The sequence below is a fragment of the Neobacillus endophyticus genome, from assembly GCF_013248975.1.
Lineage (GTDB): Bacteria > Bacillota > Bacilli > Bacillales > Cytobacillaceae > Neobacillus > Neobacillus endophyticus.
Genome location: NZ_JABRWH010000001.1, coordinates 3,655,591 through 3,674,144 on the forward strand (window position 1 = coordinate 3,655,591; position 18,554 = coordinate 3,674,144).

Annotated in this window: 21 protein-coding genes; 12 read left to right on the top strand and 9 right to left on the bottom strand. The window is 36.3% G+C overall.

Annotated features, from left to right (window positions below):
• Positions 1 to 106 precede the first annotated feature (106 nt).
• A complete protein-coding gene (locus tag HPT25_RS18045; RefSeq protein ID WP_246277219.1) occupies positions 107 to 631 on the top strand; it encodes a lysophospholipid acyltransferase family protein in 525 nt (174 codons plus the stop codon).
• Positions 632 to 653: 22 nt separating this feature from the next.
• On the top strand, positions 654 to 836 hold the full coding sequence (locus tag HPT25_RS18050) for a hypothetical protein (RefSeq protein WP_173067241.1): 183 nt from the start codon (positions 654 to 656) through the stop codon (positions 834 to 836).
• A 99-nt stretch (positions 837 to 935) separates the two neighbouring features.
• Here HPT25_RS18050 and HPT25_RS18055 read toward each other — a convergent pair whose 3' ends face one another.
• Complete coding sequence (locus HPT25_RS18055; RefSeq protein ID WP_246277220.1) at positions 936 to 1,490, bottom strand: YdcF family protein; 555 nt, start codon at positions 1,488 to 1,490, stop codon at positions 936 to 938.
• Between the two features lie 244 nt (positions 1,491 to 1,734).
• Between HPT25_RS18055 and HPT25_RS18060 the strand changes: the two genes are divergently transcribed.
• From HPT25_RS18060 to HPT25_RS29095, 7 genes are all read left to right on the top strand, one after another.
• Entirely contained in the window at positions 1,735 to 3,048 is a 1,314-nt protein-coding gene (locus tag HPT25_RS18060) for a VTT domain-containing protein (protein ID WP_173067247.1), read from the top strand.
• A gap of 301 nt (positions 3,049 to 3,349) precedes the next feature.
• Entirely contained in the window at positions 3,350 to 4,126 is a 777-nt protein-coding gene (locus HPT25_RS18065; protein ID WP_246277221.1) for an SGNH/GDSL hydrolase family protein, read from the top strand.
• 12 nt (positions 4,127 to 4,138) lie between these two features.
• Entirely contained in the window at positions 4,139 to 5,053 is a 915-nt protein-coding gene (locus tag HPT25_RS18070) for an ABC transporter ATP-binding protein (RefSeq protein ID WP_173067253.1), read from the top strand.
• Positions 5,046 to 6,026, top strand: a complete 981-nt coding sequence (locus HPT25_RS18075; RefSeq protein WP_173067257.1) for a DUF2705 family protein — start codon at positions 5,046 to 5,048, stop codon at positions 6,024 to 6,026. The genes HPT25_RS18070 and HPT25_RS18075 overlap by 8 nt, the downstream gene beginning before the upstream one ends.
• A gap of 130 nt (positions 6,027 to 6,156) precedes the next feature.
• Positions 6,157 to 6,525 (top strand): VOC family protein, encoded by a 369-nt coding sequence (locus tag HPT25_RS18080; RefSeq protein WP_173067259.1) that lies wholly within the window; start codon positions 6,157 to 6,159, stop codon positions 6,523 to 6,525.
• Positions 6,526 to 6,746: 221 nt separating this feature from the next.
• Positions 6,747 to 7,328 carry a hypothetical protein gene (locus tag HPT25_RS18085; protein ID WP_173067262.1) on the top strand — a complete coding sequence of 194 codons (582 nt, stop codon included), beginning with the start codon at positions 6,747 to 6,749 and terminating at the stop codon, positions 7,326 to 7,328.
• 114 nt (positions 7,329 to 7,442) lie between these two features.
• On the top strand, positions 7,443 to 7,568 hold the full coding sequence (locus tag HPT25_RS29095) for a hypothetical protein (RefSeq protein WP_281368289.1): 126 nt from the start codon (positions 7,443 to 7,445) through the stop codon (positions 7,566 to 7,568).
• Positions 7,569 to 7,622: 54 nt separating this feature from the next.
• Here HPT25_RS29095 and HPT25_RS18090 read toward each other — a convergent pair whose 3' ends face one another.
• The 8 genes from HPT25_RS18090 to corA all read right to left on the bottom strand — a co-directional run bounded on the left by HPT25_RS18090 (position 7,623) and on the right by corA (position 14,735).
• The gene (locus HPT25_RS18090; RefSeq protein ID WP_173067265.1) at positions 7,623 to 7,838 is read right to left on the bottom strand and encodes a twin-arginine translocase TatA/TatE family subunit; all 216 of its coding nucleotides are present in this window, start codon (positions 7,836 to 7,838) and stop codon (positions 7,623 to 7,625) included.
• A 115-nt stretch (positions 7,839 to 7,953) separates the two neighbouring features.
• Positions 7,954 to 9,159: a D-alanyl-lipoteichoic acid biosynthesis protein DltD gene (gene dltD / locus HPT25_RS18095; protein WP_173067268.1), complete on the bottom strand. Its 1,206-nt coding sequence runs from the start codon at positions 9,157 to 9,159 to the stop codon at positions 7,954 to 7,956.
• Positions 9,156 to 9,392, bottom strand: coding sequence for a D-alanine--poly(phosphoribitol) ligase subunit 2 (dltC, locus tag HPT25_RS18100; RefSeq protein WP_173067271.1), 237 nt, complete (start codon positions 9,390 to 9,392; stop codon positions 9,156 to 9,158). The genes dltD and dltC overlap by 4 nt, the downstream gene beginning before the upstream one ends.
• Positions 9,393 to 9,397: 5 nt before the next feature.
• Positions 9,398 to 10,561 (bottom strand): D-alanyl-lipoteichoic acid biosynthesis protein DltB, encoded by a 1,164-nt coding sequence (dltB, locus tag HPT25_RS18105; RefSeq protein WP_173067274.1) that lies wholly within the window; start codon positions 10,559 to 10,561, stop codon positions 9,398 to 9,400.
• The gene (gene dltA, locus HPT25_RS18110; RefSeq protein WP_173067277.1) at positions 10,558 to 12,072 is read right to left on the bottom strand and encodes a D-alanine--poly(phosphoribitol) ligase subunit DltA; all 1,515 of its coding nucleotides are present in this window, start codon (positions 12,070 to 12,072) and stop codon (positions 10,558 to 10,560) included. The genes dltB and dltA overlap by 4 nt, the downstream gene beginning before the upstream one ends.
• A 16-nt stretch (positions 12,073 to 12,088) precedes the next feature.
• Complete coding sequence (locus HPT25_RS18115; RefSeq protein WP_312857303.1) at positions 12,089 to 12,238, bottom strand: teichoic acid D-Ala incorporation-associated protein DltX; 150 nt, start codon at positions 12,236 to 12,238, stop codon at positions 12,089 to 12,091.
• 355 nt (positions 12,239 to 12,593) lie between these two features.
• Entirely contained in the window at positions 12,594 to 13,643 is a 1,050-nt protein-coding gene (locus tag HPT25_RS18120; protein ID WP_173067283.1) for a M42 family metallopeptidase, read from the bottom strand.
• A gap of 141 nt (positions 13,644 to 13,784) precedes the next feature.
• Complete coding sequence (gene corA / locus HPT25_RS18125) at positions 13,785 to 14,735, bottom strand: magnesium/cobalt transporter CorA (RefSeq protein WP_173067286.1); 951 nt, start codon at positions 14,733 to 14,735, stop codon at positions 13,785 to 13,787.
• 260 nt (positions 14,736 to 14,995) lie between these two features.
• Between corA and HPT25_RS18130 the strand changes: the two genes are divergently transcribed.
• From HPT25_RS18130 to HPT25_RS18140, 3 genes are read left to right on the top strand one after another with little or no spacing between them, the layout of a single operon-like run.
• A complete protein-coding gene (locus HPT25_RS18130) occupies positions 14,996 to 16,330 on the top strand; it encodes a spore germination protein (RefSeq protein WP_173067289.1) in 1,335 nt (444 codons plus the stop codon).
• A 12-nt stretch (positions 16,331 to 16,342) separates the two neighbouring features.
• Positions 16,343 to 17,419, top strand: coding sequence for a GerAB/ArcD/ProY family transporter (locus HPT25_RS18135; protein ID WP_173067291.1), 1,077 nt, complete (start codon positions 16,343 to 16,345; stop codon positions 17,417 to 17,419).
• Positions 17,416 to 18,516, top strand: coding sequence for a Ger(x)C family spore germination protein (locus tag HPT25_RS18140; RefSeq protein WP_173067294.1), 1,101 nt, complete (start codon positions 17,416 to 17,418; stop codon positions 18,514 to 18,516). The genes HPT25_RS18135 and HPT25_RS18140 overlap by 4 nt, the downstream gene beginning before the upstream one ends.
• The last annotated feature ends 38 nt before the right edge of the window (positions 18,517 to 18,554 follow it).

Sequence of the window (18,554 nt, forward strand, 5' to 3'; positions counted from 1 at the left end):
TCCTAAATATCAAGTTAAATTACCTCAAAATATGGAGGAACCTGTCGTATTTATTTCCCATCATCAAAACCTCTTTGGCCCCTTTATTACTTTGCTTTGGTTTCCCATGTCAATTCATGCCTGGATTCTCCATGTTTTTCTTGATCGGAAAGCCTGTTATAGACAATACGTAGATTACACCTTTACAAAAAGATATGGCTGGAATAAGGTGCTCGCAAGTATTTGCGGTTTTTCTATTTCCTTTTTTATAGCTAAATTATTGAATTCGGGAAAAGGAATTCCGGTTTATAGGGGAACAAGAAAAATCCTGCATACCTTTGACCTGAGTGTCCAAGCATTATCAAACGGTGAGAGTATTGTTATCTTTCCAGACATTGATTACAGTGATGATTCAGCCAATGTCAAGAACATGTATGGTGGATTCCTTTTTCTGGATAAATATTATTTTAAAGCTACTGGAAAGCATGTAAGCTTTGTTCCCCTATATGTAAGCAAAAAGAAAAAATTGATGATTGCTGAAAAAATAATTTTTTTCAAAGGTCATGAGGAGTTTAATTCCGAACGAAGGATTGTCCATCAAGAAATTATAACCAATCTGAATGAACTCGGGAAAAAATGCGGAGATCTATAAACTAAATCTTGGAGTGTTGGTCTTGAATCCAAAAGATAAAACCTCTTTTCCCTCAACGAACACGAATAAAAACAAAAATGATGTTAAAGTCAACAATCAATTCAGTTTAACCATCAACTTTGGTGATTCTTTAAACATAATAGCTTTAATTACTGGGATTTATGTCTTAAAAAAAATAGCCAAAAGGAATAAAAAAGGCCAATAGGCCTTTTTTTACTGATGGTTAAGGAAGGTATTTTTTATTTTGTTTGAACCTAAAAATCTAATTTTTTGAAAATATATTTCTTTGCTATTCCGCAAATGGTTACAAGTATTTTATTAAATAATATTTCGTAATTGACAAATATTCACGGCTGTAGGATTTTAAGATAGCTGAAGCAGGGGTATCTGCTGGTAAACCATATACATGTAATCCTTGATCTTTAGCGATTGAAACAGCTCTATAGAGATGAAAGTTGTTTGTTACAATAATTCCAATTCTTGATTTAGGCGGGATCAGTTTTTTGGAATACCGAATGTTTTCATATGTGTCAGTGGATCGATTTTCTATAATAATTCTCGATTCATCGATTCCTTGATGCACAAGCTGGGTCTTAATTGCCTCCGCTTCCGAAATATTTTCACCAGGGCCCTTTCCTCCGGAAGCAATAGCCACTGTATGTGGGTATTCCTTTAAATACTTAGCAGCATAATGAATTCTGCTGGAGAGCACCAGTGATGGAGCTGTACCATTCACTTTAGCGCCAAGTATGATTAAATAATCTGCATGCTTTGGAGGAGTTACATTACTATATTGCGAGATTTTAAATTGCAGCAGACTGATATAGATCAATCCAATCATCGCTATAATAATTAGCATAGGAATTACTCTTCTCTTATTCTTCATTTCTTCAAATCCATTTCACCTATTTTATTGAGACCTTTTATTTGAGAATTTCCACATTTTGATAGTAACATAAATGTAACGTCAAGCTATCAATTAAATGGAAAAAATCCGAAAAAAATAGTGAATAGCCAGTGAAAAATGGTGATGGATAAAATGACAATATGAGTTGAAAGATATTATTTATAGCCATCTTTTATCCGGGAGAGGAGGATCATGGATGCAATATATGATTTCCTTTATGAATGATTACGGATATTTGGTCTTATTTATTTCATTAATTTTGGGGATCATGGCCGTTCCGATCCCAATTGAAGCATTAATGGGGTATGCAGGCTTTTTATCATTTCAAGGTAAGTTAAACTGGATAGGGTGTATTGTGGCAGCAGCAGCCGGATGTACTGCAGGTTTGATATTTGCATACATAATTGGCCAAAAACTAGGTATGCCATTCTTTGAAAAGCACGGCAGTAAGATCCATCTGGGACCAGAGCGCTTGCAATCCACTTCAGCTTGGTTTAAAAAATACGGTAACAAGCTATTAATTGTTGTCCTGTTTATTCCTGGTGTCAGGCACCTTACGGGATATTTTGCTGGAATTACAAGGCTGCCATTTCGGATTTATACCAGCTATTCTTTTCTTGGATCTCTTGTTTGGGTTTCTACATTTATTGGACTGGGAAAATTGCTTGGACCAAAATGGCAGCTATTTCATGAATTGATCAAAAAGTATTTAATTATTGGAAGTATCATTTTAGCTATCGTTATCATCGTATTATATATCTTGAATAAATATCGTGCTGAAATATGGAATACTTCTTTAAATCTCGGAAAAAAAATATTAACAGTATTTCATACACGAGGCAGAGCAGAATTGTTTATAGCCTTTCTATCCATATTTACGATTTGTTTCATCATTTTAATGATTAGTCTCATTCAAGAATATCTGGAGAATGATGTGAACGATATTGATGAAGTGATAAAAATATTAGTGAATGATATTTTTCATCATCAAAATGTTGGGATCATGAGCTTTTTTTCTATTCTTGGTAAACGAATCATTCTCCTTTTCATCATTTTCTATACGTTGATCTGGATTGTTTGGAGGGGGAACAGGAATAGGCTGGAGCTGTTATTCCTCTTTTTCACAGTCGGTGGAGGGCAATTGTATGAGGTAATTCTAAGGAATATGTTTCATAAACTCAGCCCAAATGAGCCCAATTTATTAGAACAGTTTCCTGCGGGATTTCCAAGTGAGCAATCGTTAATGGCATTTGTGATATATGGTTACTGCATTTTTATCATGTTAAGGCACAGTAGATCCATTCGGGTTCATACCTTTCTGATCGCCTGCTGGGTGGTTGTTCTTCTATTTATGGGGATTAGCCGTATCTATTTTAATATCCAAGTACCAAGTCAAATTGCTGCCGGGTATGTATTTGGGGGAGTGTGGCTGGGAATTTCAACATTACTGCTGGAAATTTTCCGCATGCTGACGACCATCGATGTTTCTAAAAAGAAATCAAAGGTTTAAATCTTCCAACAGTAGGAATCCAAAGTGTGGATTCCTTTTATTTTAGCCGATAGGAAAGTATACCTTCCTTATCAGGCATAAGTGCACGAAGAAATGCTTTGTGAGCATTAGCCTCGCAGTCGAGAAGCTGTGCTTTTGACGAACTACGCCTCTGTCTTCGCCCTTACGGGCTCGCCAGTCGGGGAGTGTTCTTTAGAAAAATATGTCCGAAATTTAAATATTTCAAATGGTTAGTACTGAGATTTTGATTCACGATTCAACTATGTTTAAATGAAAGAAAAGGGCGGAAAGGATGGTTGTTTTGAATAAAAATAGTATTCGTACCATCACTGTAGTTGCGATCCTCTTTTGCCTTATTTGCATTTTTGGGCTGGGGGTTACGTTTAAGGAGTATTATGCTGACAAACCGGATATCATTCCAAAGCTTAGCAGAGTGGATAAAAAGGTGGAGACCAAAAAAGAGCTGACGATTGTTGCGTTAGGTGATTCATTAACAAGAGGAACAGGAGATGAAACAGGGAAAGGTTATGTTGGTGATGTTGTGGATGAAATTAAGAAAAAAACTAATAAAACAGTCCGGCTTACAAATTTAGGAATCAATGGTCAAACTTCAGATCAGTTGCGTCAACAAATTCAGCAGATCGAAGTGGGAAGACAGCTGCAAAAGGCAGATGTGATCTTACTGACCATTGGCGGTAATGATTTATTTCGTGGTGGACAAGGTTTGATGGATTATCAAACTAGAGATATTGCTGTCATTGAAAGGAAATATCTAGGTAATTTAAAGTTTATATTCCAACAAATACGCCGTAACAATCCTAGTGCAAATGTGTTCTTTGTTGGATTATACAATCCATTTATGGATTTGGCACAAGGTAAAGAGATGGCCAAGGTCATTAGAAAATGGAATTATGATAGTGCAGAAGCCAGCGCAGATTTTCCAAAGATCGTTTTTGTTCCAACATTTGATTTGTTTGAGTTAAAGGTAAATGATTACCTTTATTCTGATAAGTTTCACCCTAACACAAAAGGATACAGGTTAATCGCGGAGCGGGTAGCATCATTGCTCACCTGGTAAGGAGTTTTTAATATGGATAAAAAGGTAACATTAGAAGTAATAGATTTAAAAAAGAAAATCGGAAAAAAAGAGATTATAAAAGGATTGACATTTAATTTGAAAGAGGGGGAGGTTTTTGGTTTTCTTGGCCCGAATGGTGCTGGGAAAACAACAACGATCCGTATGCTTGTCGGCTTGATTAAACCAACTTCTGGAAGCATCCGGATTTGCGGTTATCAACTTGACAGACAGTTTCAGCAGGCAATGAAAAATCTGGGCTGTATTGTAGAAAATCCGGAATTGTATCCTTATTTATCAGGTTACAACAACCTGCTGCATTTTATCAGAATGCTTGATGGAGTGAGTGAGAAACGGATTAAAGAGGTTGTAAAACTAGTGGGTTTGACAGAAAGAATCCATGATAAGGTGAAAACTTACTCTCTTGGGATGCGGCAGCGACTTGGAATTGCCCAGGCGCTTTTGGGTGAGCCGAAAGTATTAATTCTTGATGAACCAACAAATGGATTAGATCCTGCAGGGATTCGTGAAATGAGACAGTTTATTCGCTATCTTGCTGAAAAGGAAGGCTTGAGTGTCCTAGTTTCAAGTCATTTATTAAGTGAAATTCAACTTTTATGTGACAGAGTCGCCATTATTTCCAAGGGGACTATTATAAGGATTGATACCGTAGAAAAATTGCTTGAAAATCGAGAAAGAGTGCAATGGCGTTTGCATCCTTTCGTGAAAGGCAGATCGGTATTACGTTCACTTACAACAATAGAAGAAAAGGATGATGTTTACATCCTGACAGAATTTGATGAGCAAAAAATTCCTGAATGGAATAAAAAACTGGTGGATGAGGGGATCGCCATACTCGAAATGAGCCGGAAAATGCCAGTTCTTGAAGATTTGTTCCTCGAGCTTACAGGAGGGGAGACTATTGAGTAATCTGATCCAAAACGAAATGATGAAACTAATATCTAAGAAACGACTTGTAGTAATAGCTCTGATCATTGGTGTACTAGTCGCATTATTTACATATGCTCAATTTAAGCAAGTCCAAACACAGCGTGAAAAACTGGGCACAAGTGATTGGAGAACGATTGTACAGAAACAGATTGTGGATATGACGAATCGTTTAAGCAGCACCGGAATCTCCGATGAGTGGAAAAAAGAGATAAAAATTTCGATCAAACAGGAGCAATATTATTTAGATCACGATATAAATCCGACTGCACCCGGTGCTCCGACCTTCGTAAGAATTTTTCTAGAAAACTCTATCGGTTTATTTATACCTTTAATGGTCATGGTAATCGCTAGTGACTTGGTTTCATCAGAGCATGGTCTAGGCACGATTAAGCTTTTGTTGACAAGGCCAGTGAAAAGATGGAAAGTGCTTTTAAGTAAATATTTTACTTTGATCCTTGCTGTATCATTGATTGTTGCAATTGCCGGAATCCTATCATATGTCATTTCTGGATTTGTATTTGGATTTAGAGGGTGGGGTGCGCCGATTTTAACAGGTTTCAACGTAACAAATAACGGGCTTAATACCTCAAATGTAAAACTGCTAAGTCTATGGCAATTTTTACTTATGGATTTTGGCCTTGTGTGGTACGTGGCTGTCGTGGTTGGCACATTATCGTTTATGCTTTCAGTTTTAATACGCAGTACTGCCGCCGGTATGGGAGTTATGCTTGCAGCATTAATATCAGGCGCCATATTAAGTAATATGGTTTCTTCCTGGCAATCTGCGAAATACCTATTCATGGTGAACCTACAGTTAACGGATTACTTGGCAGGCAATCCGCCGCCCATTGAAGGAATGACGTTAGCGTTTTCCATGATTGTACTGCTAATATGGTGGGCTGCGGCGCTGCTTGTTTCATTTCTGGTTTTTACTAAAAAAGACGTTTATTAGTGTTTAAGTTATTCCTGACATATACGGGAATAGCTTTTTTATTCGTGCAACAACGTAAATCTAAAAAATTGCTAGAAAATTGATAATTTTATAAAATAGTGGAGAATAGTAAAAAAACGGGGGGATCTAAATGCCATTTGTGATAAAAAAAATTGACCACGTCCAGCTTGCAGCACCCAAAGGCTGTGAAAATTTAGCAAGAGAATTTTTCGGCAGTATCCTGGGGCTAATTGAGGTAGAGAAACCAGAAGAGCTAAAGAAAAGGGGAGGAGTCTGGTTTGAGTTTGGAACATTTCAAATTCATATTGGTGTAGAAGAACCGTTTACCCCGGCTAAGAAGGCGCATCCTGCTTTTGTAGTTGAAAATATTCAAGAGCTAAAAAATCACCTTCGTGAAAAGGCTGTTTCCTTTACCGAAGACGATAACCTCCCTGGTGCAGATCGTATTCATGTCCATGATCCCTTTGGCAACAGACTGGAATTCTTAGAATGGCAGTAATTTTTGATAGGATCATCTTATCTAAATAAAGTTTTAATAATACAAGGCAAATAATCTGATTCTGCAATAACAGAATTAGGTTATTTGCCTTTTTGCATGGGGGAATGACGGGAGAAAACTTTTATAAATTCTATACATGATTCTATAAAAATTGGGCAACATAACTTCGTGCCAACCAAATCTGGTATATTCTTCTAACTATAAATAATCGGAAGGTGAACATGATGAAATTAAAAAGCATAGTACTGTCAGCTGGATTATTATTTTCTGTCCCTGGGCTGGCAGGGGCTCAAGGTACGGTGCCTGACACCAACAGCGACCAAAGAACAATAACGGACCCAAACAAACCATGTAATTGTCAAGATGATGGCAGCAGACATCATCATATGCACCATAAGGATTTTCAGGCTATAATGGCTCAAAGAGAGCAGAATCTGCTCACTTGGGTTGGGCAATATACACCTGAGAAGAAAGCTGAATGGACAACTGTTCTTGCAGAGAAGAAGCAGCTTTTTAATCAATGGATGAGCCCAGCTAATGCTAAAAAGCGGGAACAATGGAAAAGTGAAAAAATGGCTAAGTTTAATGCATTGAAAAAGCAACTGGATGAAGGAAAGATCACAAAGGAAGAATTTGTTAAAAAAATACATGATGGAAAAGAAAAGGGACATTGGAAGACCTATCATGAGTTGAAATTAGCAGTGGAGAAAAAGGACAATACACAAGCAGCCGCATTATTAAATCAAATGTTAGTACACTACAAGCAACAAAATGCAAAAATGAAGGGATTATTAGCGAAATAGGAATCGTTCATAAATCCAACCGTGATTTTATTTCGTACTTTTTCTGATTGCAGGGTAAATCATTTCTTTAATGACAAGAATCATAATTACATTTCGTTCAAAGGAGGCCTCACTTTGGCAGGAAGGAAATTAATGATGGCGACTGTTGCATTAGGAGCTGCCTATTTGCTGCGAAATCAAAAATCACGGCAAAAATTAATGAACCAATTTCAAGCATTAGCTGACAAAACTAGAAAATAAACAATTTTAAAGGCATTCCCACTATTTTGGGAATGCCTTTTGATTATGATTATATTACTTTTTCAAATCAACGGATTGTTCTTTTGCTTCTTTCACATCTGCTTTTATTTCTTCTTTTATATCATCAGCAATTCCTTCGGTTGCCTTTTTAAATTCTCGAATTGACTTTCCGGCAGCACGTCCGATTTCAGGTAATTTATTCGGGCCAAAAATCACCAAAGCAACAATTAATATTAATATTAAGCCTGGTACACCAATATTTGAAAGCATGATTTTTCATCTCCTAACCAAGTAGGTTCATTATACTTTACCATTATTATAACCTTTTATCATGTAATGTTCTAGTTACGTTTTTGTGGCTAAAATAAGAAAAGTCATTTAGTCCCTAATGGGGCCAAATGACTTCATCGTTTGGATTTTTAACACCTTTATAAAAATCTTGTATAGCTCTGTCCGTATATACCCAGCCTTTCCATCCTATATGAATTGTATCCTTAAGGAAATAGGGATCATATTCATGTTTGGAAAAATCAGCGATAGGGAAGCCCATTTTCAAAACTTGGTTCCTAATTCGATTATAGTAGGCGATACGCCCTTCTTTTGGGAACCCGGTATAATCATACCAATAACCATTACAAGGTACTGAAATAAACAATGGTTTGGCACCAGATTCTTTTAGTAAGTCAAGAACCAACTGAAAATCGCGATACTCGGGGCCAGTTCCATATGTCATGTGCTTTTTTCCTCCCTTGAGGGAAGGAACAAGCTTTTTAATTTTATTGTACTGATAATTGCTGATATAAAATTTATTGTTCGTCGATAACCCTGAGCCTTCTTCATTCGCCAGTGACTCTAATTGGTTCCAAGATTTATCCTTTACACCGCGGCTCATTTCACGGCTAGCAGGTGTACTGCCTACTAAAGAGTAATATAAATCTTTTTTCTCAAGTAAGTTTTTGTAGGCGAGAGCTATAGGACGAACTGCCATAGCTTTTCCTTTTGTCCATGGGTCATTGGTAATTTCTGCTTTATATAAGGTAGACAGAATTGGATCACTATTAACTGGAGTAAATCGTAACAGTCTTTTAATGGCCTTTCTCTTCACTTTAGGATTGATATTTTGATTAAAGGCAAAATCATATCCTTGCAGTGAGGAGTAGTTTGGAACAAAATGTGATTCATCTGTTCCTTTGCGCTGAAACCATTGAGGGGACAAAACGAAAACGATTTTTTTCCCTTTTAACTGATCAATATGCTCCGAAAAATTCAATAAATGAATAAGCGATTCTGTTCCGCCCCGTCCCACAAGAAAAGGGGTAAATGGAGCCTTGGTTTCTTGGAAATAATTGGACGGGTGGAACTTATCAAGTCTTGCTAATTCACTGGAACCATACATTGGCAAATAGCTATTATCATCAAGCATTGCTTGCTGGATGTATTTTCCCTGAAACATGATTGGATCTAATTCTGTCGCAGCCTGAGCAACTCTATCTTTGGGAATCATACTCTCAATCCATTGATTTGGTATTGTAACCAAAATAATTAGAACTAGAAAGGCTGCGATCATGGGTGAGAATATTGCTTTTTTCATTTCCGATCAGCCAACTGGTTGGCAATATTATTAGGCGTATTCCAAGTATCGCGATCGAATTCAGTAATTGGTACTGGAATTCCAAAACGTTCTTCAGCTTGAACAAGCAATTCGACTGTACCAAAAGAATCTAATAATCCTGAATCAAATAAATCGATATCCGGATTTTCTTTTACAACATCATCCTGACAAATTTCTGCTAATAAGTTAATGACTTCATTTCTAATATCCATTTTTTCTAAGCTCCTTTAATAAAATATCCTGAGAAAATATAAAATCCAAAACAGATGAAATGGAAGGTGATAATAACAGCCAGCACATGTGTGAATCTATTTTGCGGCCACCATTTGTGTTTTTTATTAAAACGTTCAAATGAATTATACACTACCATTATCAATGCATGATACGCACCATATAAAATATATTGAATGGCTAATCCATGCCAAACACCCATTAATAAAAATAATAAAATATATCCAAGATTCGAAATGGTATTACGATTTTTTATCCATTTTTTCTTCGTTACCATAAATACAAAACGCATATAAACATAATCTCTAAACCAGAAGGATAGGCTCATATGCCAGCGATTCCAGAAATCTTTAATATTCCGGCTGAGAAATGGTTTATTAAAGTTTTCCGGAGATTTAATCCCCATAATATAACTCACACCAATAGCGAAGTTGCTATATCCGGCAAAATCAAAAAAGAGATACATACTATAAGCATACATATAGTAAAGGTTATTCTGAAAATGGCTGTGAGCTATTGAACCTAAATTAGCAATAAAATAATGATTAATCGAGTAACCAATAATGTATTTATACAAAAATCCAAGAAAGATTTTGTTCATTCCCTCATATAGATAAAGCTTATATTGTTCTCCTGTAAGACTGGTTTCTAAATCCTTATCAAATCGCCGATAGCGATCAATCGGACCAGAGGAGATGGTAGGGAAAAACAAAATAAAGTATAGCAGGCGATGGAGTGGGAGATCCTGTTTGATTAAACCATCCCGTGTCTCCATCACAATTTGCGTGCCTTTAAAAGTTAAATACGAAATACCAAGAAATCCAATAAAATTAATCATTGAAAAATATGGCAATAATTTTGATATAGCTAAAGGCAGGATGGACCCTATCACAGCAAAATAAAAAACGGTTGTACTGTTTGCGTTTTTACGATATGAAATATAGGCCTTTATCAAAAGTACCTGCCAAAACGTAAAGATAATTAATGCGATCGCTTGCCTAAGATTGGACGAGAAAATTAAACAGAGGGCAATGAAAGTAACGATCATATTATAAGTATGAAATCTTTTGCCCATTAAACCGAGAATGACGGTTGGTGCTAAAAGGGCGGCAATAATGAAAAAGAATGTAAACGAACCATATGGTGTCATTGTAATACCAATTCCTTAATCTTTTTTCGGTCCATTTTCCCGTTTGCGGTGATAGGAAGTTCATCATGATAGGTGAACTTTCTTGGAATCATATATGCTGGAATTAACTCGCCCAATTCTTTTTTTATCGCACTGGTTAATTGATATTCTTTTTCAAAATCATGCTCGCTCGGCACGATCGCAGCTAATAAGTACTCGATTTTTTCATTTTGATATACAGGTATGACAACTGCTGACTTCACATAATTTGATTTGGCAATATGGTACTCGATTTCCTCGAGTTCCATTCTGTAGCCATGCAGTTTAATTTGGAAATCAATTCTACCTTTATAGAATAAAAGTCCATCTTCATCCCGATAGCCCGCATCACCCGTTCTATAAGCCTGCTGGCCGGAATATTCAAAGAATGCTTTATCCGTTAACTCTTTTTGTCCTAAGTAACCTTTACTTACTCCAGGACCGACAATGATCATCTCACCTTTTTCTCCAGCAGGAACCTCAGCACCATTTTCATCTAGAAGTAAAATTTGCGTGTCTGACTTAGCGACTCCGATCGGAAGATTTTGGTGTTTATTTAAAATTTCATCCGTGACCTCAATGGAAGTAATAGCGACTGTTGCTTCGGTTGGACCGTAAGTATTAAATATTTTTGCATTCGGAAATCTTTCCATTAATTGCTTGCTAACTGATACAGGAAGAATTTCTCCACAAAATAAAAATACAGCTAATTCAGGAAGCAAATCCTGATTAAAAGATGGATCCATCAAACACATTTGTGCAAACGATGGGGTAGATGTCCATACTTGCGTATTTGATTTTTCCAATGCTTCAAATAATAGCTTCGGTCTAGCAATCATTTCCTTTGTTATAGAAAAGATGGATCCCCCGCTTGCAAGAGCAGGATAAATATCCATAACAGATAAATCAAAGGAATAAGGAGCCTGATTTAGAAAACAGAGATTTCCATTAATAGGAAAATCTTCGACCATCCAATTAATAAAACTTTGTAAATTATTTGCTGAAATTTGAACACCTTTCGGATTTCCGGTACTTCCCGAAGTAAAAATGATATAAAAATTTTCATCTTCTTTGACCCAATTCGAAGTGTCAACCGGTTCAGCCTTAGTTTGTGATGTCAACAATACATCATAATTTATAATCGAAGCATCCGAATTTAGATGTAAAGGCTGATTAGAATTGTTAATCACAAGTCCGGAATGGGCGCTGGATATGATTTTTATTACTCTTTCCATCGGAATGGAAGTATCCACAGGTATGTAAGGATGACCGGCTTTTACACATCCTAAGAAAGATATGATCATACCGGGTTCCATATGTCCGTATACCAATATCGGCGATTGCTTTTTCAAGTCTTGTTTAAGAAGAAAAGCAGCCACTTGTTCTGACTGTTGCCATAGTTGATCGTATGTGATTTCAATTTCTGGAGATATGTATGCCTTTGCCTTTGGTTGTGACAGTGCAAGCTCTCTGATTGTATTTAAAAGTTTCATCTTTTGCTACCCCCCATTAAAAGTCGTTATAAATATAAGTACCGGCATTTGCATCGTTAAATCCGTACATAAAAAATAATAACAGGAGTATCAGCAAATAATAGGCAAATCTTGCGATCCATTTTAATTTTTGATTCGCGAAAAAGACTTTTATTTTATCCAACACGGCGGAGTGACCCCCCCATAAAAAAATTAACCTCATGAGAAAAATCTTTTGCGGTAAACGAAATATATAATTTAAGCATTTTGCGCCTTTCTTACTATCTTTCCTCAAGTGACCTAATTTATCATAATTCCGTTTTTATTTTGTTGCAATAAATTTTTCATGAGAAAATGATGAGAATAAACTATCCAATGTATAAATGTTCACAATTTAAATCTACGCAGATTCTCATAATACTAGATTTAACATCAAGGCTTGAATGAACTTGTACGCAGGAAAAAAGACCTAGTGGATCCCACTTGGTCTTATCTTACAGGATGCCTATGTTTAAAAAGAAAGATAAGAATGGTAGATATTTTTACAAAACTAAGTCAGATAGCACATAGTGATATAATAGCTTAGCAGTATTTTCAATGGATGACTGATGTGTCCGCTCAAATGCATGGGATGAATCAATTCCTGGTCCTATAAGACCGTGAACAATATCATGTCCGGAACGGATTGCCGCAGAGGCATCGGATCCATAGTAAGGATAAATATCCAATTTATATTTAATTTTATTAGCTTCAGCAAGCTGAACTAAGTGTTTTCGCAATTCATAATGATATGGTCCGCTTGCATCTTTCGCACAGATCGATACCGTATACTCATCTGTTGATTGTCCATCACCCATAGCCCCCATGTCAACTGCTAAATATTCAACAGTTTCAGGAGTTATGTTAGAGTTTCCTCCGTAGCCGATTTCTTCATTATTAGAAATTAAAAAATGAGTTGTATATGGCAAAGCCATATTTTCTGATTTTAACTGTTTCATTAATTGAAGAAGGATGGCAACACTTGCTTTATCATCTAAATGACGCGATTTAATATAACCGCTTGGTGTGACTTCGATTCTTGGGTCAAATGAAACAAAATCCCCGACTTCAATACCAAGTGCTCTGACTTCTTCAGGTGTATGTACTTTCTCATCAATTCGGATTTCGATATTCTCCTGATTGCGTTCAGCTTTGCCTGCGTCTTTATAAACATGAACAGATGTTTGATGCATCAGAATGGTTCCGGTATATTTCTTACCGCTGGCAGTTTCGATTTGACAATACTCGCCTTCGATGGAATTAAATTTAAATCCGCCAATCAAGTCTATTTTTAATCGGCCATTAGCTTTAATTTCCTTTACCATCGCTCCAAGTGTGTCAACATGCGCAGTCAAGATTCGATGTTTGCTTGAATCTATTCCTTTAATCGTGGCAATTAATCCGCCTTTGCGATTTCTAGTCGTTTCTATTTCCAGTTCAGTAAGAAATTTCTCAACAAAAGAAATGACTTCATTTGTATTGCCGGAAGGGCTGGGAATGGCTAAAATCTTCCTCAGGATGGAGATCGTTTCCTCTGTATTGGCATATGACATCTGCGTTCCCCCTTTCATATAGTACCTTCTTATTATATATATGTATATACTTTAGGTATAGTAAATGTAATAAATTGGAACAAATTCAATAATTTATACTATTCAAAAATACCAAAACCCTATCACTTTTTCAATATAAATTTATTTAAACCATCCCTTTCGCTTAAACCACCATGACATACCAACTGTAATAACAAACATAACAAATAATGTAACAAAATAACCATATTTCCAAGTTAACTCAGGCATATAGCGAAAATTCATCCCGTATAGTCCGACAATAAATGTGATGGGCATAAAAATGGTAGTGATAACCGTTAATATTTTCATAACATGGTTTGTTTGATGCGAATTAATCGAAATATAACTGTCCCGAATATCAGTTGTAAGCTCGCGATTGGCTTCAATCATTTCTGTCAATTTGAGCAGATGATCATGAACATCAGAAAAATATACGGTTTTCCCTTTAATTTCTGTTACCCGCTGAGAATTTAAGATTCTGTAAAGCAGATCCCGCATGGGGGTAATCGTATGTCTTAAAGAAACCAGCTGATGACGGGTGTGAAATAGATCATCAAGTAGAGCCTCCATTCCTCGCCCTTTTGAATTTTCATCAATTTCATTTAATCTGTCTTCAATTTTATACACTGGAGGGAAATAATTATCCACCATTTTATCGATAATTAAGTATAACACATGGGACGGGTCCCATTTATCAGAAATCTCGGTTTGCACCAGACGATTCCAGACTTCCGTTATTTCATAGGAAGAATGTTGATGGAAGGTGACAATGTAATTCTCACTAAGGAAAAAATCAATCTCCTCTTTTTCAAGAGAATCTTGATTAATGGCTTGAGTTACCAGAAACGTATGATCCTTATAGTAGTCAAGCTTTGGTCGTTGTAAATAATGCATGCAATCCTCAATCGCCAACGGATGAAAAGATAGAGGTGTTTTCAAGTATTCACATTCATCCGTATTGGGCTGGTTAAAATCGATCCAATACCAAAGATAATCTCCATTTACTAGTTTAGGAATTTCTACGTCTTTTATAATTTCATGGTTCTTCGTAATGGCGATCGTTCTTATCATAAAATCTCCTTTAGTCTTATGATTGAATTTTAAGGAATGAAAGATATTTTACTGTATCTTTGCCATTATGTCATTATACATCAAGTACAATTAATCTTTGAGATAAAGATTCTAAAAACAGCATTCCCGAAAAAATCATAACTTAACCGAAAATGAATGCATCCATACTTGATTGTTAGAAATGTATTGGAATTCTAGAATAAAATGCCGAGCTTTATGGGAAGTTATAAAGAATCAGTTTAGGTGAGAGGGTTCGGGAAATGCCAACAAATATGATTGAAACCATCAAAGAAAGTTTAAAAAATCGCATTCAACAATCGGAGGATGTGATTTATAAGGAATTGCATACAAAAGAAAAATATATAGAAGCTCTTTATATTAAAACCATTAGTGATGAGGCTGTATTTTACGATAAATTAATAAAACCATTTTTTGAAATTGCGAGTCCAGTTCAATTTCTTGCTTATTTGCAGTCAAATCCGCAAATAAAATCCTTTGAAACGGAACAGCAAACACTTGATGAATTATTACGTGGAGTGGCTATTTTATTTTATCAGGAATATATCTTTTTATTTGACAATAAAGTCGATCACAATAATCAGGTTTTAGACACAACTGTTGAAACAACGGTACAAGGACCGCAATCAGGTTTTAGTGAGAGCCTTCCAGTTAACTTGGGACTCATCCGTCAGCGTTATCCGGAAACCACACTGAAGGTAGAATCAACAACAGTGGGGTCCATTTCAAAAACGAAAGTAATGATTCTTTACGATACTGTGCGTTCCGATCCTGACACATTGAATAGAATTAAAGAATTTCTTACAACGTTGGATGTGCAGATGTTTCAAACCGGTGAACAGTTATTAGACATTATTAAAAAAACAAATCGTGCGCTTTTCCCAGTTATGCTTGTGACAGAAAGACCTGACAGGGTGGCAGTCAATCTGGCTACAGGAAAAGTGATCATCCTTGTTCATGGATCGCCTTTTGCCGTTATATTGCCAACCGTGATGAAGGACTTTCTAGCCTCGATGGAGGATATTTACAATACTTATTGGGTAGTTAAATTTCTTCAGATTTTACGCTATGTGGGCTTGTTTGTCAGTATGGTACTACCGGGTTTTTATGTTGCCGTAACAAGCTATAATCCCGAGCTGTTCCGGGTACAGCTTGCGTTATCGATTGCGGGGAGCAGAGCAGGGGTACCATACCCATCTTTTTTTGAAGTGTTATTCATGCTATTTATGATGGAAATGCTGACTGAAGCAAGTATCAGGTTGCCGAAAGCGATCGGCCCTACAGCCACAACCGTAGGAGGATTAATCTTGGGGCAGGCAGCTACAGAAGCAGGGCTGGTAAGTAATATTATGATTATTATTACCTCAGCAGTGGCCATTTGTAACTTTGTGATCCCGATTAATGCTTTCAGTATTACCATACGAATAATGAAATACGTTGTTTTGGTACTTTCAACAGTTTTTGGACTTGTTGGTTCTGTTCTTGGCTTTCTGATGGTTGTGGCATACATGGTAAGGCTTGATAGCTTTGGAGAGCCTTTCTTAACATTCCTTCAAAGCAAACCGAAAAGTAATTAGGAGGGTGGTGAAGTGAATCGATATTTTCTCTATTTAATGTTATTAAACATGATGGCCAGCACGATTATTTTTGTGCCGAAAATATTATTAGATGCACATTTTAAGGGTTCTGTTATGGCTATACTTATCGCCATTCCCATCGGCACCATTTTTTCTTATTTATTAAGTAAATTCATGTCCTATTTTCCGGAGCAAGATTTGCCGGAAATATTGGAGCAGTTGAAACATAAGTGGATTAAAATATTGATTTTAAGTATCCTTCCGGTTTTCTGGTATTCGGCAGGTGTATTAACTCTTACAGGATTTACCGATATTTTAAACCGGTTTATCAATCCTGAAGCTCCTAGGCTGATGAACTTAGCCCTTTTCTTGGCAGCCCTTTGCTTAGTTATTGAGCTGCCTACACAAAGAGTGATGTATTTATTGGAAATTATTTTATTTCTTAATACCCCGTTTATTATTTTTATTCTCTATGAAGGTTTTACCAGCGACTATATGAGCTGGGATTCCATATTAGAAGCAGCGACGCATGTATTTGAAAGACCTAGTCTCAAAACTGTAGCAACTGCTGGGTTCGTTTTTTGCGGTTATTCAAATCTCATTATTTTTAATCGGCTATTTAAACAGAAAATTAAAATCTGGAATTTTATTGCCGTTTTTTTGTTAGGAACTTTTAATCTTTTAACCACATACTTCATCCCCATTGGTTTCCATGGTATAGACGGGTCTCATGGATTTCTTTACCCATGGATTATAACGGCTGATTCTATGCGGCTCGTTTATAGTCCGATCGAACGGGCCATATTTCTATTTTTAATGTTGTATATGAGTATCACTTTGATGAGCGTTGCCATCCATTGGCACGTTGGGTTTGAAATCATCAATAGTTTATGGAATAAGAAAAAGAGCCCTAAAAGGAAATGGATCGTTATTCTTTGTTTTATTGCTGGAACAATTCCCGTGGTATATTTCATGAATACTATCATGCTTTTTCAGATCGCTGGCTATTTTATGGTGTTTAGACTTGGAGCAGAAGTGTTTATTATTGCCCTGAGTTTCATTATGTCAAGGAGGACTAGAACAGCATGAGCCGTTTCATTAAATGGGGCGGGGTAGTTCTTTTATTCGCCTTATTACTTGAGCTAGGGGGCTGTGGATTTAAAGATATTGAAAAACGATTTTTCGTCGTTGCCATTGGAGTCGATCAGGCAAAGAACAGTGATAAAAAATTCAATATCAGTCTCAAATTTGCAATTCCCTCCAGTTCAAAGGACCAGCCGTCCCAATCGATTATCGTTACACAAGAAGGTGATACCATATCAGAAGCTGTCCGGATTATTAAAACAAAAGTAGATCGGGAAATAGATTTTAGTCATGCTAAGGTTCTGCTTTTCGGACAAAAAGTAGTAGAGAAGGAATTGCCTGCGGGAATCTATTATTGGTTTGCCAGAAGGCGGGATATTCAAGAAATTGCCTGGATAGGAATAGGAAAACCAAGTGCACTGGCTGTTTTAAAAGTTCGACCAAAATCGGAGCATTTTCCGGGGGATGCATTGTTTTTAGCGCTTGGGAAAGACGGATCGGAAACACCATTTATCATTTCGGAGTTCTTTTTTGATTTTAAAAAACGAACAACTGAAAAAGGGCTGGACCCTGTTTTGCCAGTTTTAGAAGCACAGAAGGATTTAATCGTCATTAATACTGTCGGAATTTTTGATAAGAAACGATTAAAGCTACTATTAAATCCGGTAGAGACCATGATATTAAATTTCTTTATGATTAATGAACAGAAAAGTGCATTAAAGGTAAAAGCAAGCCAAACAATTGTAATTGATACAAAGAAAGTGAAAAATACTTATAAAATAATGAAACCCAAAGGAAAACCTCCATATATTCAAGTAAATTCAAAAATAATCGGGATGATGGAAGAGGCGGTAAAGTATGCTGTATATAACCAGCATGTATCGGGATATGAAAAAGCTGCTGAAAAAGAATTCAGCCATAATATAAAGCAGATGTTGATAAAGTTTCAAAAAGCAAATGTTGATCCAATTGGATTTGGTTTGAGGTGGCGGGCACATAGCTTTAATCGGGATGATTGGCAGGAATGGAAAAGAATTTATCCGACTATAAAATTTAACGTAAATTCACAGGTAATAATTGAAGATACGGGTCTAATTGAATAAAAGAGAACCGGCAGCCTTAAATCATGTTGCCGGTTTTT

Bases quoted from the DNA above. Each gene is read 5' to 3' on its own strand.
- HPT25_RS18045 (WP_246277219.1), top strand. From the start codon at position 107: ATGTCAATTCATGCCTGGATTCTCCATGTTTTTCTTGATCGGAAAGCC.
- HPT25_RS18055 (WP_246277220.1), bottom strand. From the start codon at position 1,490: ATGCTAATTATTATAGCGATGATTGGATTGATCTATATCAGTCTGCTG.
- HPT25_RS18060 (WP_173067247.1), top strand. From the start codon at position 1,735: ATGCAATATATGATTTCCTTTATGAATGATTACGGATATTTGGTCTTA.
- HPT25_RS18070 (WP_173067253.1), top strand. From the start codon at position 4,139: ATGGATAAAAAGGTAACATTAGAAGTAATAGATTTAAAAAAGAAAATC.
- HPT25_RS18080 (WP_173067259.1), top strand. From the start codon at position 6,157: ATGCCATTTGTGATAAAAAAAATTGACCACGTCCAGCTTGCAGCACCC.
- HPT25_RS18085 (WP_173067262.1), top strand. From the start codon at position 6,747: ATGATGAAATTAAAAAGCATAGTACTGTCAGCTGGATTATTATTTTCT.
- HPT25_RS18090 (WP_173067265.1), bottom strand. From the start codon at position 7,838: ATGCTTTCAAATATTGGTGTACCAGGCTTAATATTAATATTAATTGTT.
- dltD (WP_173067268.1), bottom strand. From the start codon at position 9,159: ATGAAAAAAGCAATATTCTCACCCATGATCGCAGCCTTTCTAGTTCTA.
- dltC (WP_173067271.1), bottom strand. From the start codon at position 9,392: ATGGATATTAGAAATGAAGTCATTAACTTATTAGCAGAAATTTGTCAG.
- dltB (WP_173067274.1), bottom strand. From the start codon at position 10,561: ATGACACCATATGGTTCGTTTACATTCTTTTTCATTATTGCCGCCCTT.
- dltA (WP_173067277.1), bottom strand. From the start codon at position 12,072: ATGAAACTTTTAAATACAATCAGAGAGCTTGCACTGTCACAACCAAAG.
- HPT25_RS18120 (WP_173067283.1), bottom strand. From the start codon at position 13,643: ATGTCATATGCCAATACAGAGGAAACGATCTCCATCCTGAGGAAGATT.
- corA (WP_173067286.1), bottom strand. From the start codon at position 14,735: ATGATAAGAACGATCGCCATTACGAAGAACCATGAAATTATAAAAGAC.
- HPT25_RS18130 (WP_173067289.1), top strand. From the start codon at position 14,996: ATGCCAACAAATATGATTGAAACCATCAAAGAAAGTTTAAAAAATCGC.
- HPT25_RS18140 (WP_173067294.1), top strand. From the start codon at position 17,416: ATGAGCCGTTTCATTAAATGGGGCGGGGTAGTTCTTTTATTCGCCTTA.